Consider the following 14,150-nt stretch of genomic DNA (forward strand, 5'->3'; position numbering starts at 1 on the left):
TGGTGGACGCTTCCCGGTGACTTTTCCACCCGAGTACTGAGCCGGTCCAATATCCAATTCGGCGAGGATTCGGACGCAAGACTTATCAATCGGATGTCACCGCAGCTCAGAGGCGTGCCGGAGTCTTGCCTTCCGGTGTCGGCAGGGCCTCCTCGGCCACCGCGAGGACGGTACGCAGAGCAGCCGAGGGGTTGTCCGGACGCCAGGCCAGCGCGGCCTGCAGCCGGATCGGCGGGCCCGCGAGCGGCCGGTAGACCAGCCCCGTCTGCTGGATGTGCTGACAGGAGGTGACCGTGAGGGTGACGCCGACGCCCGCGCCGACCAGCGCCAGGATCGTGTACGAGTCGGGCGCCTCCTGCACCACCCGCGGGTTGAACCCGGCGGCCTCGCACGCGCGGACGGTGGCGTCCCGGACCGTGGACCCGGCGTTGGCGGGGAAGCTGACGAACGGCTCGTCGGCCAGCGCGGCGATCGGGATGCGCCGGCGGCGGGCCAGCGGGTGGTCTGAGGGCAGCGCGCAGATCAGCTCCTCCTCGTCGATCACCCGGGTCGCGACGCCGGGCTGGGTGACCGGGAGCCGGACGAAGCCCAGGTCGAGGGAGCCGTCGGCGACCCCGGCCAGCGCGACATTGGCGTATGTCTGGCCCTTCATCACCAGCTCCAGCGCCGGATGCGCGGCCCGTACGGCACGGGTGAGCAGCGGCAGCGTCTCGTGTGTGGACGCGCCCGCGAAGCCGATGGTGACCCGGCCGTACTCGCCGCGCCCGGCGGCCTTGGCGGCACGGGTGGCGGTGTCCAGGTCGGCGAGGACGGTGCGCACCGGATCGAGGAAGGACTGGCCCGCGCTGGTCAGCCGCACCGAGCGGGTGTTGCGCTCGAAGAGCTGGACGCCCAACTCCTTCTCCAACTGCCGGATCTGCTGGCTCAGCGGCGGCTGCGCCATCTGCAGCCGCTTGGCGGCCCGCCCGAAGTGCAGCTCCTCGGCGACCGCGACAAAGGCGGTCAGATGCCGCAGCTCCATAACCGTCTCCGTCCACCCACGCGCACGACTATTTCTTTCCCGATATCAGTCTGACCTTAATTCGGTATTGGACGGAGATCAATGGCCGGTGAAACGGTATCCGGGACCGGATCCGCTACCCCGCACGCCGAGGAGCACCGTGGACAAGACCATGACGATGCGGGAGGCCATCTCCTCCTTCGTCCATGACGGCGACACCGTCGCGCTCGAAGGCTTCACCCACCTCATCCCCACCGCCGCCGGGCACGAGATCATCCGGCAGGGCCGCCGCGACCTCACCGTGGTCCGGATGACCGCGGACATCGTCGTGGACCAGATGCTCGCCGCCGGCTGCGTCTCCCGCCTCGTCTCCTCCTTCGTCGGCAACTCTTCGGCGGGTTCGCTCGGTGAGCTGCGCCGCCGCGTCGAGAAGGCCGACCCCGAGCCGCTGGTCTTCGAGGAGTACAGCCACTACGGCATGATCTGCCGCTACCTCGCGGGCGCCCAGCGACTGCCGTTCTACCCGCTGCGCTCGTACGGCGGCAGCGACCTGCCCGCGGTCAACGAGGGCCTGCGCAAGGTCACTTCGCCCTACCCGGGCCCGGACGACGAGCCCGAGCAGGTGTACGTCGTCCCGCCCGTCAACCCGGACGTGACGATCATTCACGCACAGCGCGCCGACCGCAGCGGCAACACTCAGATCTGGGGCCTGACGGGCGTTCAGGCCGAGGCGGTCTACGCGGCGGACAAGGCGGTCGTGGTCGTCGAGGAGATCGTCGAGGACGAGGTCGTCCGCTCCGACCCCAACCGTACGGTGATCCCCGCCCACGCCGTGGACGCGGTCGTGGCCTGCCCCCGCGGCGCGCACCCCTCCTTCGCGCAGGGTTACTACGACCGCGACAACGCCTTCTACCGCGCCTGGTCCGGCATCAGCAAGGACCCCGACCGTCTCCAGGCGTGGCTGAAGGAGTGGGTGTACGACACCGCGGACCACGCGGAGTACGTCAGCAAGCTGGGCGAGGAGTTCTGGGACTCCCTCGCGGTCGGCGAGGCACTCAGCCTGCCGGTGAACTACGGGAGGCGACTGTGAGCACCGAGAGCACTGTGACCACCGAGACCACTCACCCCACCGAAATGACCTCCTCCGAGCGGCTTTCCGTGGTCGCCTCGCGGGAACTGGCCGGGCGGCGGACCGTGTTCGCCGGGATCGGGCTGCCCACGCTCGCCGCTTCGCTCGCGCACCTCACGGTCGCGCCGCGGCTGGAGATCGTGTACGAGTCGGGCGTGTGCGGGGCACATCCCTCGCACCTTCCCGAGACCATCGCGGACGCGGTGCTGATCACCGGTGCCGAGGCGGTCCTGTCGATGCCCGCGCTCTTCGGGTACGTCCTGCAGGGCGGCCATATCGACGTCGGGTTCCTCGGCGCCGCGCAGATCGACAAGTGGGGGAATCTCAACACCTCCGTCATCGGCGACTGGGACGCGCCCAAGGTGCGGCTGCCCGGGTCCGGCGGCGCGGTCGAGGTGATGGCCAACTCCCGCGAGGTGTTCGTGGTGATGCGCCGTCACGACCCGCGCTCCTTCACGGAGAAGCTGGACTTCTGCACCACGCCGGGCCCCGACCGCGCCCTGGAAGAGGGCGTGCGGCCGCTCGGCACGGGCGTCACCCGGGTCATCACCGAGCTGGGCATCCTCGCGCGCGAGGGGGTCGGCGAGGAGCTGAAGCTGGTCGCCGTGCACCCGGGCGTGACGGTGGATCAGGTACGCGAGAACACCGGCTGGGACCTCGCGGTCGCCGACACGGTGGAGACCGTACAGCCGCCCAGCGCCGAGGAGCTGCGCCTGCTGCGCGAGGATGTCGACCCGGACCGGGTGTACCTGCGCTGACCGCGGTGGACAGCGCCCGGGGTGTGAGGCGCACGCCGGATTGTCAGTGGGTGGGAGTAGCTTCACGAGGAGTGTGGTGGAGGCGGGGGAGGGGGTCTCGATCACGGGACTCTCCTCATGGGGAGAGGGAGGGGCCCTGCCAAGGAACCAAGGGAGTATCTGACGTGCGTATCAGGATCGTGGGCGCCGGTGTCATGGGCCGCGGCATCGCCCAGTGGGCCGCCACCGCCGGGCACACCGTCGAGCTGGGCGACATCCGTACGGAGGCGGTCGGCACGGCCATGGACTTCGTCCGGGGCATGCTCGACCGGGCCGCCGCCAAGGGCCGGACGACCGAGCAGGAGGCGGCGGACACCCTCGCCCGCATCGTGCCGCTGGACTCCCCCTGGGCGCCCGGCGACGAGGTCGAGCTGGTCATCGAGGCCGCGCGGGAGGACCTGGACACGAAGGCCGAGGTGTTCGGGAAGCTGGCCGAGGCGCTGCCCGCGTCCACGGTCTTCGCGACCAACACCTCCTCCCTGTCGGTCACCGAGATCGCTGCGACGCTGGGTGACCCGTCGCGCCTGGCGGGCCTGCACTTCTTCAACCCCGTACCGCTGATGAAGATCGTGGAGGTGGTGCCGGGGGCGGCGACCCGTGCGGACATCCCGCCGCTCCTCGCCGAGCTGGTACGCGGGACGGGCCACCGCGCTGTGACCGTCGCCGACACCCCCGGCTTCCTCGTCAATCACGCCGGTCGTGGGCTGGTCACCGAGGCGCTGGCGCTGCTGGAGGAGACCGTCGCCGACGCGCCGGGCATCGACCGCATCGCCCGCGACGTACTCGGCCTGAAGATGGGCCCGTTCGAGCTGATGGACCTGACCGGGCTCGATGTGACCGCCGCGGTCATCGACACCATCTGGCACGGCTTCCGCCACTCCGACCGGCTCCGGCCCTCCTTCCTCACCCCGAACCGGGTGACCGCTGGCCTGCACGGCCGCAAGACGGGCCGCGGCTGGTACGCGTACGGTCCCGAGGACCCGGCGCCGGCCGCCACGCCGGAGCCGCCCATCACCGGTGACGGCAAGCGGCCCGTGTGGGTGGCCGACACCGGCCCCGGCACCGAGGCGCTGCGCTCGGCACTCGCCACGGGAGGCGCGGTGCTCGACGACGGCGAACTCCCGGGTGACGGCTCGGTCGCCCTGGTGGCCACCTGGGGCACGACCGTCGCCGAGGCGGTGGCCGGGCTGAACCTGCCGCCGGCCCGCACCCTCGGCGTGGACCCGCTGTCGCTGCCCACCCGGCGCCGGGTGCTGGCGGCCACCCCGGCCACGGACCCGGAGGTCGCGGCGGACGCCCGCGCGGTGCTCGCGGCGCCCGGCGACGAGGCGGACGAGCCGCATGCCGTCAGCATCGTACGGGACACCGCGGGCTCCGTCGCGCAGCGGCTGCTCGCCTCGATCGTCTCGGTCGCGGCGTCCATCGCCGAGCGCGGCCTCGCCACGCCCGCCGACATCGACACCGCCGTCACCACCGGGCTCGGCTATCCGCACGGCCCGCTCGCCTGGGGCGACACCATCGGCACGCCCCGCCTGCTCACCCTCCAGCAGGCACTGCACCGCACGACCGGCGATCCCCGCTACCGCCCCACCCGCTGGCTCACCGAGCGCGCCCAACTGGGCATGACCCTCACCGACCCGGGCAACAGCCCCTTCCCGCAGGCCGGCTGAGCCGGCCACAGGCCCCGCGCCTGCCCGCAGACCGGCCGCGGCGCACCGACAATCACGCCCTGACTACCCGGTGCGCCGCGGCCGTTCGCCTCACGCACTCGCCATGCGGGCGGATACCCGCACAATGCCGGTCAGCAGGCGATGCCTTGTTGCCTCAGGTACTCGCACTGGGTCTCGCCGGAGGTCTTGCCCCCGTTGTAAGCACGCGGGTCCTTGTACCCGGGACCGACCGGCTCGTTCGTCTCGAAGACGCCGTCACCGTCGGCATCGCCACCACCGGGAGCGATCTCCGCCCCTGCGGGCAGCCGGCATGCTGTCCGATCAGCGGGCTCCGTCGTGCACTGCTTCGGACCGTCCGCGCCGCCGGGTGAGGACGGCTGTTGTTGCTGCGGTGCCTCTCCTGGCCGCGAGCCACTGGGCTGCGAGGAGGCCGGTCGCTTGTCGTGGGCAGCGGCTTCGGCCGCGGCAGCCCGCTCCTTCGCAGCAGCTCGGTCCTGTGCCGTGGCTTGGGCAGTGAGATGACGGGCGGCCTGCGCGTTCCAGGAGGCATACGGAGCGGACCAGGCAACACGGGTGTGTTGGTGCTGCGCTTCGTTGGACGTACCGCACGCGACGAGCGGAGCGGCAAGGACCATTCCTGCCAACACGTAGAGAGCAGTGGCAGCCATGGAGTGGGGCGATGAGGGAGACATGATGCGCTCTGTGGGCTCGCAGTTTTGAGTGATGTGCCGCATCCGAAGACCGGACAACAGTGTATGGCGATTTTGTCGGAATAAGCGAGAGTAAGTCGGAATTACTAACGAGCCGGGCGAATCATCGAGGCGCCCCGCTCTCCGCACGAGCCATGACTGCGATCGCTTTCCCGTTACTCGGGACCTGGCCGACTTTCCTTGTGCCACACCGTTGCGCGATCACGGTGTGGTGACCAATCATGCTCAGCGAGTGATCTTCAGATCCCGCTGATCGGAGGGTGCCGGTGGCTGACGGGGACGACAGTGCGGCAGTGGAGCTGCGCGGCGTCACGATGACGTACCACGGCGCGGAGGGCGATTACACGGCCGTGCGGGAGGTGGATCTGACAGTGGCTCCGGGACGGTTCGTCTCGGTCGTCGGGCCCACCGGATGCGGCAAGTCCACGGTGCTCAACGCCGTCGCCGGGCTGCGCGAGCCGTCCGCCGGGCAGGTACTGATCGGCGGCGAACCGCTGCGCGGCCTGAACCGCAGGGCCGGTTACATGTTCCAGCAGGACGCCCTGCTGCCCTGGAAGACCGTCGTGCAGAACGTGGCGTTCGGCCTCGAACTGTCCGGCGTGGAGGCCGAACGGCTGGCGCGGGCCCATGAGTGGGTCGTACGGGTCGGCCTGGCCGGCTTCGAGAACGCCTACCCGCACCAGCTCTCCGGCGGTATGCGCAAGCGCACGGCCGTCGCCCAGACCTGGATCGGCGACCCGGACATCCTGCTGATGGACGAGCCGTTCGGGGCGCTGGACGTGCAGACCCGGCAGATCATGGAGAACGAGCTGCTGACGCTGTGGACCGACAGCGGCAAGACCGTCCTCTTCGTCACCCACGACCTGGAGGAGGCGGTGTCGCTGTCGGACGAGGTGGTGCTGCTGTCAGCGGGCCCCGGCAGCGGCGTCGTCGGCCGCTATCCCGTCGATCTCCCCCGGCCGCGCGACCTGCTCGACATCAGGACCACGCCGCGCTTCACCGAGCTGTACGGCGCGATCTGGGCGGACTTGAGGAACGAGGTGATGAGGACCTATGAGCGCGCTTCCCACGGGACCGCGGGCGCCGGAGCTGTCCAAGACGCCGGCTGACACCGCGCCGTCCCGGTCCGCCGGGCCGCGGCGCCGCCGGACCGGCTGGACCGGCCGGGTGCGGCCCGCCGTGCTCACCGCGCAGCTCGGTCTCGCCGTACTGCTCGTCGCCGGCTGGGAGGTGGGCAGCCGTACGGGCGTCGTCGACCCGTTCTTCTTCAGCTCCCCCACCGCCGTCGCGGGCCGCATCGGGCAGTGGCTGGGCAGTGGCGAGATCGCCGGGCATCTGCTGACCACCCTGCTGGAGGCGGCGCTCGCGCTGGTCATCGGCGGGGTGCTGGGCCTGGGCATCGGCTTCCTGCTGGCCCGCGCCCGGACGCTGGCCGCCGTGCTCGATCCGTACATCAAGGTCCTCAACGCGCTGCCGCGGGTCGTGCTGGCGCCGATCTTCCTGCTCTGGTTCGGGCTCGGCATCTGGTCGAAGGTCGCCTTCGGCGTGACGCTGGTGTTCTTCATCGTCTTCTTCAACACCTACCAGGGCGTACGGGAAGTGGACCGGGTGCTGGTCGACAACGCCCGGATGCTGGGTGCGAAGGAGAGCCAGCTCATCCGGCACGTACTGCTGCCCAGCGCGATGTCGTGGATCTTCTCCAGCCTGCACACCAGCGTCGGCTTCGCGATCGTCGGCGCGGTGGTCGGCGAGTACCTCGGCGCCTCCGAAGGCATGGGCTATCTGATCGCGCAGGCGGAGGGGACGTTCGACACGACGGGCGTGTTCGCCGGGATGGTCGTGCTCTCCGTCGTGGTCGTGGCCATCGATCTGCTCGTCAACCGCGTCGAACGCCGGCTGCTGCGCTGGCAGCCCGCCCGCGAGCGCACCCACGGCTGACCCGTCCCCGTCCTTCAGGAGAGTTCATGGCGCACCATCTTGTCCGTCGCCCGCTGCGCAGGGCCGTGGCCGCGGCGGCCTGCCTCGCCACGCTCGCCGCCGCCTCCGGCTGTTCGTCCGCCGGCGGGGGCGACGCCGTACGCATCGGTGTCGGCGGCCAGCCGCTGCTGGTCTACCTGCCCACCACGCTCGCCCAGCAGCTCGGTTACTACAAGAAGGAGGGTGTGCAGGTCAGGCTGGCGGACCTGCAGGGCGGGTCCAAGGCGCTGCAGGCGATGCAGGGCGGCAGCGTCGACGTGGTGAGCGGCTACTACGACCACACGATCCAGATGCAGGCCAAGCACAAGGACGTGGTGTCGTTCGTGAACATGCTGCGGTACCCGTCGCTGGTGCTGGCGGTCTCGCCCAAGGCGAGCAAGAAGATCGACTCGGTCGACGACCTCAAGGGCGCCAAGGTCGGCGTGACAGCGCCCGGTTCCTCCACGGACTTCTTCCTCAAGAAGCTGCTGGCCGACCACGGCATGAAGGCCGACGCGGCGAGCGTCCAGGGCATCGGGGGCGACTCGACCGCGGTCGCGGCGATGGAGCAGGGCCGGGTGGACGCGGCCGTCATGCTCGACCCGGCCGTCTCCCAGCTCCAGAAGCGGGCCGGGGCGAAGCGGGTGAAGATCCTCACCGACACCCGCACCGAGCGGGGCGTCAAGGAGGACTTCGGCGTGTCCACCTACCCCGCCGCCGTCCTGTACTCGGACCGCGACTGGCTGGAGGACCACCCCGACCAGGCGCGCAAGCTCGCGAAGGCGATCGTCCGGGCGCTGAAGTACATCGACACCCACTCCGCCAAGGAGATCGCGGCCAAGATGCCCCGCAAGTACGCCGGTGACGACCCGGCGGTCTACGAGAAGGCCATCGCGCAGGCCAAGGACGCCTATGCCAAGGACGGGCTGATCCGGCCCGACGGCGCGGCGGCGGTGCACAAGGTGCTGTCCGCCTTCACGCCGGAGATCGCGAAGGCCGATGTGGACCTGAAGAAGACTTACACCAATGAGTATCTGAAGTAGGGCAGTCCGGATGCTCGGGGGTGCTCTCGTACGAGGGCACCCCCCGGGCCTCCGGTCAGTCCTTCGCCGCCGCGTCCTGCAGCTCGCGCACCTTCGCGAGGAAGTCACCGATGAACGGGTCGGCGATCTTGACGGGGCCGTGCGGGCGGGTCTCCTCCGGGTCGGAGGTGATCTTCCCGGCGGAGGTGGCGTCGGCGTCCATGGCGGCACGTTCCTTCGCGGCCCGCGCCGTGTCCCCGTCCTGAACCGCCGTCAGCGTGGCCAGGCCGTGCCGCATTGCCGAGCCCCACAGCTCCGTGGCGTCCAGCCAGCGGTCGGCGTCGTGCAGGAAGAGCTTGTCGGGCACCCCGGCGCGCAGCACGCCCGGCGTCCGCACGATGTCCTCGACGGTCGGGCTCAGCTTCTTCACCGCGGCCCGCGGGTCGGTGTCGTACGCCTTCCAGAACTCCGCCAGCCGGGCGCTGAGCACCGGGGCCTGCGGCTGCCACGGCGTCTCACCGAAGGTGGGCGCCATGTGGTTGAGGTCCACGAAGGTCTGCACGGCGTCGGCGACCCGCGGGTCGCCGCCCGCGAGGTGCAGCGCGGACTGCCGGGCCGAGCGGGTCACGTCGTAACCGCGGTCGTTCCAGGCGAAGTCGGCGATGGTGAAGACGGCGAGCTTGCTGGCCGCTTCCTGGTTCATCGGGTTGGAGACGACGCCGCTGAGGTGGTCGGAGAGGCTCGCCTCGCGCTTGTCGTACGGGGCGAGCAGCAGCCGCCCTGCGGTCTGGCCGTAGTCGTTGACGGGGTAGTTGTCCCAGACGAAGACCTTGCGGCCGAACAGCTCGGCGGCCTTGGCGGCCTGGTCGTTGGTGATCTCCGACGGCACGACCTCGGTGCCGGTCCACATCACCTCGACGTCCTTGTCCAGCGCCGAGCGCAGCTTCTGCTTGTACGCGGTGTCGGTGAGGTCGCCGTACTCGGTGGGGACCATCTGGAGCGGGTTGGTGCCCTCATGGGTGGCGACGAAGTCGTGCTGGACGGTGTTGAGCAGGCCCACCTGTGCCTCGGCGGCGGGGCCGCGGCCCGGCGCGCCGAATTTCTGCTCGTCCCCCGCGCAGTTCCACTTGGTGTAGCTGATGTCGTCCAGCGGGACGGAGAAGGAGCGTACGCCCAGGTCGTACAGCGACTGCAGCTTGGCGGTGAGCGCCTTGACGTCGGCCGGGTCGGAATAGCAGATGGAGTTGCCGGGCGAGACGGCGAACGTGAAGCGGACATGGTTCCCGGTCGCGCGCTTCACCAGTGCGCCCAGCTCGGCGAGCTTTTCGGCGGGATAGGGGTCGCGCCACTTCTCGCGGTGGTACGGGTCGTCCTTCGGCGCGTAGACGTAGGTGTTGGACTTCACCTCGCCGAGGAAGTCCATCTGGTCCAGGCGCTCTTCGTTCGTCCACGGGGAGCCGTAGAAGCCCTCGATGGAGCCGCGCAGCGGCATGGACGGGAAGTCGGAGACGGCGGCCCCGGCGATCCGGCCCTTGGTGATCAGGCCGCGCAGGGTCTGCACGGCGTAGTACTGGCCTGCGGCGTCGGTGCCACCGAGCGCGACGGTGGCGCGCTGCTGCCGGCCGGTCGCGACCCGCAGCGCGTATCCCTCGTCGTGCGTCGGTACGTCGGTGCCGCGCAGGGCCGCCGCCACGTCCGGGCGGCCGGCCGGGCCGAGCAGCACGGTGAGCGGGGCGTGACCCGTGGCACGGGCGGTGACATCGATGTCATGGATGCCGTGCGCGCGCAGCGTCTCGGTGAGCAGCCGCCGGGCTGCCGCGTCGGTGTCCTTGCCGGCGACGATCTCGGCGCGGCCGCCGAGCGGGACGTCGGCCGAGGCCCGGGACAGGTGCTGGGGCGTCGGCGAGATCACGGGGAGCGGCTGTGCGGGCGCGGGCTCCGGGGCCGCGCCCGCCGAGGGCGCCGTGCCGAGCGTGGCGGCGGCGAGCAGGACGGCGAGCGAGCCGGTGCGGGATCTGGAGAGGACGGTCACGTGGCCTCCGGGGTGCGGTCGGACGGCGGGAACGCGGACGGCCCATGGGGGGTGAGCGGAACGGGGGCCTGAACCGTCCGCAAGCCTCCGACATGCGGGAACGTACGTCAATGCCGTCGAGTCCAGCAGGACTTGGAGTTTTGTCCGCGTGTTTCGCCCTGGTGCCCTGCGGGCACATCCGCCCGCGCCTCGCAGTGGCGACCGCGCTAACGGCCCAACCCCGGGTGCGGTCCCGCGGCGGCGCGTGCAGGCTCCTGTCTGACGTCACATCTGACGTAATCCCACCCACGGACAGGAGCCGCCCCATGCGCGCACGCCGACTGGCTGCCACGCTCGCCCTCACGACGCTCAGCCTCACCACGCTCACCTCGCTGGCCGCCGCCCCCGGCCCGGCCGCCGCCCACGAACGGCTGGACTCCGGCCACCCGGACCACGTCCGGCACGACCTGGCGAAGGCCCGGCATGCCACCTCCCGGTTCACCGACGAGCGGGAGGCCGTCAAGGCGGGCTACAAGCGCACCGACGAGTGCGTCAGCTCGACGGAGGGCGGCATGGGGTACCACTACGTCAAGGGCGAGTACATCGGCTCCACCGACCCGGCGAAGCCCGCGGTGCTCGTCTACGTCCCGGGCCATGACGGCAAGCGCCGGCTGGGCGCCCTGGAGTACGTCGTCCTCGACCGCGACAAGAACGTGAACACCGACGACGACCGGCCGAGGATGTTCGGCCGCGGATTCGACGGCCCGATGCCCGGTCACGCGCCGGAGATGCCGATCCACTACGACCTGCACGTCTGGCTGTACAAGCACAATCCCGACGGGCTGCTGGCGATGTTCAACCCGCACGTGCACTGCCCCGCCTCCTGACCACGCGGCCGCGGCGCGGCGCCCCTCCCCCGTCAGCGGTGGAGGGGCGCCGCCGCGTCGGTCACCGGGACGGGACGTTCGTCACCAAGATCTTCGCTGACGAGACGCCGCCCGACTCCTGATCCTAGGATCGGGACCGTGTCCGTACGGCGAACGTCCCGCAGCACCGCAGGAGAGCACCGCATGACCGACCCGCACCGGCTGGCCTGGCTCGATGTCACCTCCGGCGTCGCGGGGGACATGCTGCTCGGCGCGCTGGTCGACGCCGGTGCCGCGCCGGAGGCCGTGCAGCAGGCGATCGACGCGGTGGTACCGGGCGCGGTGCGGCTGACGCAGGCGGCCGTCACCCGCGCCGGGCTGCGCGCCACGAAGGTCGGCGTCGAGCCGCTGGCCGAGGACCATCCGCACCGCACCTGGCGCTCCATCAGGGTCCGGATCGAGGAAGCCGGGCTGCCGGCGCCCGTGGCCGACCGGGCCCTGGCGGCCTTCGGCCGGCTCGCGGCGGCGGAGGCGCGGGTGCATGGCGTGCCGGTCGAGGAGGTGCACTTCCACGAGGTCGGCGCGTGGGACTCGATAGCGGACGTGGTCGGGGTCTGCGCCGCGCTGCACGACCTCGGGATCGCGCGGATCACCGCGAGCGCGGCCGCGCTGGGCTCCGGGCGGGTGCGCACGGCGCACGGCGAGCTCCCGGTGCCGGTGCCCGCCGTGCTCGAACTGGCCGCGGGCTGGGAGGTGGTGGGCGGCGGCACGGGCGAGCTGGCCACCCCGACCGGCATGGCGCTGGTGACCGCACTGGCTGCGGAGTGCGGCGATCTGCCGCGGCTGCGGGCCGAGGCGACCGGGGTGGGCGCCGGTACGAAGGACACACCGGGGCGGCCGAACGTCGTACGGGTGGTGATCGGCACCCCGGCGGATGCCGCGTCCGGGACCGACGAGGAGATCTCCGCCGTCGTCCTGGAGGCCAACGTCGACGATCTGGACCCGCGGCTGTGGCCCGGTGTGCTCGCCTCGCTCCTGACGGCCGGCGCCTCGGACGCCTGGCTGGTCCCGATCCTGATGAAGAAGGGCCGCCCGGCGCACACCCTCCGCGTGCTGGCGCCGCGGCAGCGCGCCGACGCGCTGCGCGACCTGGTCTTCCGGGAGACCAGCACGATCGGGGTCCGCGAGTCGGCCGTACGGAAGACCGCACTGGAGCGGACGTGGATACGCGTCCCCATGGCGGGCGACGACGAGGTGCCGGTCAAGGTCGCCCACCGCGGTGGCGTGATCGTACGGGCCACCCCCGAATTCGAGGACGTGGCGGCCCTCGCCGCGGATCGGGGGCAGCCGGTCGTCACGCTGCTGGACGCCGCGGCCGCGGCGGCAGTGGCATCCGGGCTGGTCCCGGGCGCCGAACTGCCGACCGGCCGGAGGTAGCCGTACTCAGCAGGGCGCCGCGATCTGGGCCGCCATGTGGCCCGCCCCGTAGCCGTTGTCGATGTTGACCACCGCGACGCCCGGGGCGCAGGCGTTGAGCATGGTCAGCAGGGGGGCGAGGCCGCCGAAGGCGGCGCCGTAGCCGACCGAGGTCGGGACGGCGACGACCGGCGCCGCGATCAGGCCGGCCACGACGCCGGGGAGGGCGCCGTCCATGCCGGCGACGACCACGACGGCCCGTGCGGCGCGCAGCCGGTCGAGTTTGCCGAGGACGCGGTGCAGCCCGGCCACGCCCACGTCCGCCACGAAGTCGGTCTCCCGGCCGAGGTAGGCGGCGGTGAGCAGGGCTTCCCGCGCCACGGGGAGGTCGGAGGTACCCGCGCAGACCACGACCACCTTGCCACCGGCCGGCGGGGGCGGCTCCGGTGGCCAGGCGAGCAGCCGGGCCTCCGCGTCATGGCGCGCTTCGGGGAGTTCGGCGAGTACCGCCTTGGCGTGGCCGTCGTCCGCGCGGGTGAAGAGGGTGACCGGGTCGGCGCCCTTCTCCCGTACGGCGGCGGCGATGGCGGCGACCTGGGCGGCCGTCTTCCCCTCGCAGTAGACGGCCTCCGGGTAGCCCCGCCGGGCGGCCCGGTCGTGATCCAGCTCCGCGAGGCCCGTGAGGTCCGGCGTGCTCTCAGCCATGGCGGCCGCCCCCCGTCGCGCTGACCAGCGGCAGTGTGAAGGCACCCGACTGGATGCCCGCCAGGTCGACCGCGACCATGCGGAAGCCGGCCGCGCGCACCGCGCTCAGTACCGCCTCGCGCAGCTCCCCGGAGGCGGCCCGCGCGATGTCCTCGACCGGCAGCTCGACGCGTGCCACGTCCCCGTGGTGCCGGACCCGGCAGTCGCCGAACCCCAGCCCCCGCAGCGCCTTCTCGGCCTGCTCGATCTGGCCGAGCTTGGCGGGCGAGACCTCTTCGAAGTGCGGGATGCGGGAGGCCAGGCAGGGCGCGGCCGGCTTGTCGGCGCTGGGGAGTCCGAGGGCGCGGGCGAGGCGGCGCACGGCTGCCTTGTCCAGACCGGCGTCGGCGAGCGGCCGCAGCACGCGGTGCTCCGTGGCGGCGCGGCTGCCGGGGCGGTCCGGCCGGCGGGCGTCGTCCGCGTTCTCCCCGTACGCGACCGCCGCGAGGCCGTGTGCCTCGACGACCTCGTCCGAGATCCTGGTGAACAGCTCGTCCTTGCAGTGGAAGCAGCGGTCCGGTCCGTTGGCACGGTACGCCGCCGACTCCCCTTCGTACGTGGTGACTTCGATGACCCGGGCGCCGATGGAGGCGGCCACCTCGTGGGCCCCGGCGCGTTCGTCGGCGGCGAGGCTGGGCGAGACGCCGAGGACCGCGACGACCTGCTCGGCACCGAGCGCCCGTACGGCCAGCGCCAGCAGCAGCGAGGAGTCCACGCCGCCGGAGAAGGCGACGCCCAGGGGCGCGGCGCCGTGCAGCAGTACGGCCACTTCATCCGCAATGGCGGCGTCCCGGCCGGTCAGCACAGGCAGGTGCGGGGGTGTCATGTG

At 71.8% G+C, this 14,150-nt stretch carries 12 protein-coding genes; 8 read left to right on the forward strand and 4 right to left on the reverse strand.

What is annotated here, in order from left to right; translation table 11 throughout:
• Positions 1-106 precede the first annotated feature (106 nt).
• A complete protein-coding gene (locus IG84_RS0110865) occupies positions 107-1,021 on the reverse strand; it encodes a LysR family transcriptional regulator (protein WP_031054395.1) in 915 nt (304 codons plus the stop codon).
• A 151-nt stretch (positions 1,022-1,172) separates the two neighbouring features.
• Between IG84_RS0110865 and IG84_RS0110870 the strand changes: the two genes are divergently transcribed.
• From IG84_RS0110870 to IG84_RS0110895, 6 genes are all read left to right on the forward strand, one after another.
• Complete coding sequence (locus tag IG84_RS0110870; RefSeq protein ID WP_031054397.1) at positions 1,173-2,090, forward strand: CoA transferase subunit A; 918 nt, start codon at positions 1,173-1,175, stop codon at positions 2,088-2,090.
• A gap of 44 nt (positions 2,091-2,134) precedes the next feature.
• Positions 2,135-2,887, forward strand: a complete 753-nt coding sequence (locus tag IG84_RS0110875) for a CoA-transferase subunit beta (RefSeq protein WP_037799927.1) — start codon at positions 2,135-2,137, stop codon at positions 2,885-2,887.
• A 164-nt stretch (positions 2,888-3,051) separates the two neighbouring features.
• Complete coding sequence (locus IG84_RS0110880; RefSeq protein WP_031054401.1) at positions 3,052-4,596, forward strand: 3-hydroxyacyl-CoA dehydrogenase; 1,545 nt, start codon at positions 3,052-3,054, stop codon at positions 4,594-4,596.
• Positions 4,597-5,620: 1,024 nt separating this feature from the next.
• Positions 5,621-6,415 carry an ABC transporter ATP-binding protein gene (locus IG84_RS0110885; protein ID WP_051861606.1) on the forward strand — a complete coding sequence of 265 codons (795 nt, stop codon included), beginning with the start codon at positions 5,621-5,623 and terminating at the stop codon, positions 6,413-6,415.
• Positions 6,360-7,244, forward strand: coding sequence for an ABC transporter permease (locus tag IG84_RS0110890; protein ID WP_078648740.1), 885 nt, complete (start codon positions 6,360-6,362; stop codon positions 7,242-7,244). The genes IG84_RS0110885 and IG84_RS0110890 overlap by 56 nt, the downstream gene beginning before the upstream one ends.
• 26 nt (positions 7,245-7,270) lie before the next feature.
• The gene (locus IG84_RS0110895) at positions 7,271-8,305 is read left to right on the forward strand and encodes an ABC transporter substrate-binding protein (RefSeq protein ID WP_078648741.1); all 1,035 of its coding nucleotides are present in this window, start codon (positions 7,271-7,273) and stop codon (positions 8,303-8,305) included.
• Between the two features lie 55 nt (positions 8,306-8,360).
• Here the strand turns inward: IG84_RS0110895 and IG84_RS0110900 are convergent, their stop codons facing one another.
• Positions 8,361-10,316, reverse strand: coding sequence for a glycoside hydrolase family 84 protein (locus IG84_RS0110900; RefSeq protein ID WP_031054410.1), 1,956 nt, complete (start codon positions 10,314-10,316; stop codon positions 8,361-8,363).
• Between the two features lie 305 nt (positions 10,317-10,621).
• On the opposite strand from IG84_RS0110900, the gene IG84_RS0110905 reads away from it, so the two are divergent.
• Positions 10,622-11,182, forward strand: a complete 561-nt coding sequence (locus IG84_RS0110905; protein ID WP_031054412.1) for a hypothetical protein — start codon at positions 10,622-10,624, stop codon at positions 11,180-11,182.
• Between the two features lie 183 nt (positions 11,183-11,365).
• Positions 11,366-12,598, forward strand: a complete 1,233-nt coding sequence (larC, locus tag IG84_RS0110910; protein ID WP_031054414.1) for a nickel pincer cofactor biosynthesis protein LarC — start codon at positions 11,366-11,368, stop codon at positions 12,596-12,598.
• A gap of 6 nt (positions 12,599-12,604) precedes the next feature.
• Here the strand turns inward: larC and larB are convergent, their stop codons facing one another.
• Both larB and larE read right to left on the reverse strand, forming a co-directional pair.
• Positions 12,605-13,282 (reverse strand): nickel pincer cofactor biosynthesis protein LarB, encoded by a 678-nt coding sequence (larB, locus tag IG84_RS0110915; RefSeq protein WP_031054416.1) that lies wholly within the window; start codon positions 13,280-13,282, stop codon positions 12,605-12,607.
• Positions 13,275-14,147, reverse strand: coding sequence for an ATP-dependent sacrificial sulfur transferase LarE (larE, locus tag IG84_RS0110920; RefSeq protein ID WP_037799864.1), 873 nt, complete (start codon positions 14,145-14,147; stop codon positions 13,275-13,277). Before larE ends, larB begins: the two co-directional genes overlap by 8 nt.
• Between the last annotated feature and the right edge of the window lie 3 nt (positions 14,148-14,150).

It is taken from the genome of Streptomyces ochraceiscleroticus (assembly GCF_000720485.1).
GTDB classification, from domain to species: Bacteria; Actinomycetota; Actinomycetes; order Streptomycetales; family Streptomycetaceae; genus Streptomyces; species Streptomyces ochraceiscleroticus.

Excerpts from the sequence above, each read along its gene's own strand:
- IG84_RS0110865 (WP_031054395.1), bottom strand. The coding sequence starts at position 1,021 with ATGGAGCTGCGGCATCTGACCGCCTTTGTCGCGGTCGCCGAGGAGCTG.
- IG84_RS0110870 (WP_031054397.1), top strand. The coding sequence starts at position 1,173 with ATGACGATGCGGGAGGCCATCTCCTCCTTCGTCCATGACGGCGACACC.
- IG84_RS0110875 (WP_037799927.1), top strand. The coding sequence starts at position 2,135 with ATGACCTCCTCCGAGCGGCTTTCCGTGGTCGCCTCGCGGGAACTGGCC.
- IG84_RS0110885 (WP_051861606.1), top strand. The coding sequence starts at position 5,621 with ATGACGTACCACGGCGCGGAGGGCGATTACACGGCCGTGCGGGAGGTG.
- IG84_RS0110890 (WP_078648740.1), top strand. The coding sequence starts at position 6,360 with ATGAGCGCGCTTCCCACGGGACCGCGGGCGCCGGAGCTGTCCAAGACG.
- IG84_RS0110895 (WP_078648741.1), top strand. The coding sequence starts at position 7,271 with ATGGCGCACCATCTTGTCCGTCGCCCGCTGCGCAGGGCCGTGGCCGCG.
- IG84_RS0110905 (WP_031054412.1), top strand. The coding sequence starts at position 10,622 with ATGCGCGCACGCCGACTGGCTGCCACGCTCGCCCTCACGACGCTCAGC.
- larC (WP_031054414.1), top strand. The coding sequence starts at position 11,366 with ATGACCGACCCGCACCGGCTGGCCTGGCTCGATGTCACCTCCGGCGTC.
- larB (WP_031054416.1), bottom strand. The coding sequence starts at position 13,282 with ATGGCTGAGAGCACGCCGGACCTCACGGGCCTCGCGGAGCTGGATCAC.
- larE (WP_037799864.1), bottom strand. The coding sequence starts at position 14,147 with ATGACACCCCCGCACCTGCCTGTGCTGACCGGCCGGGACGCCGCCATT.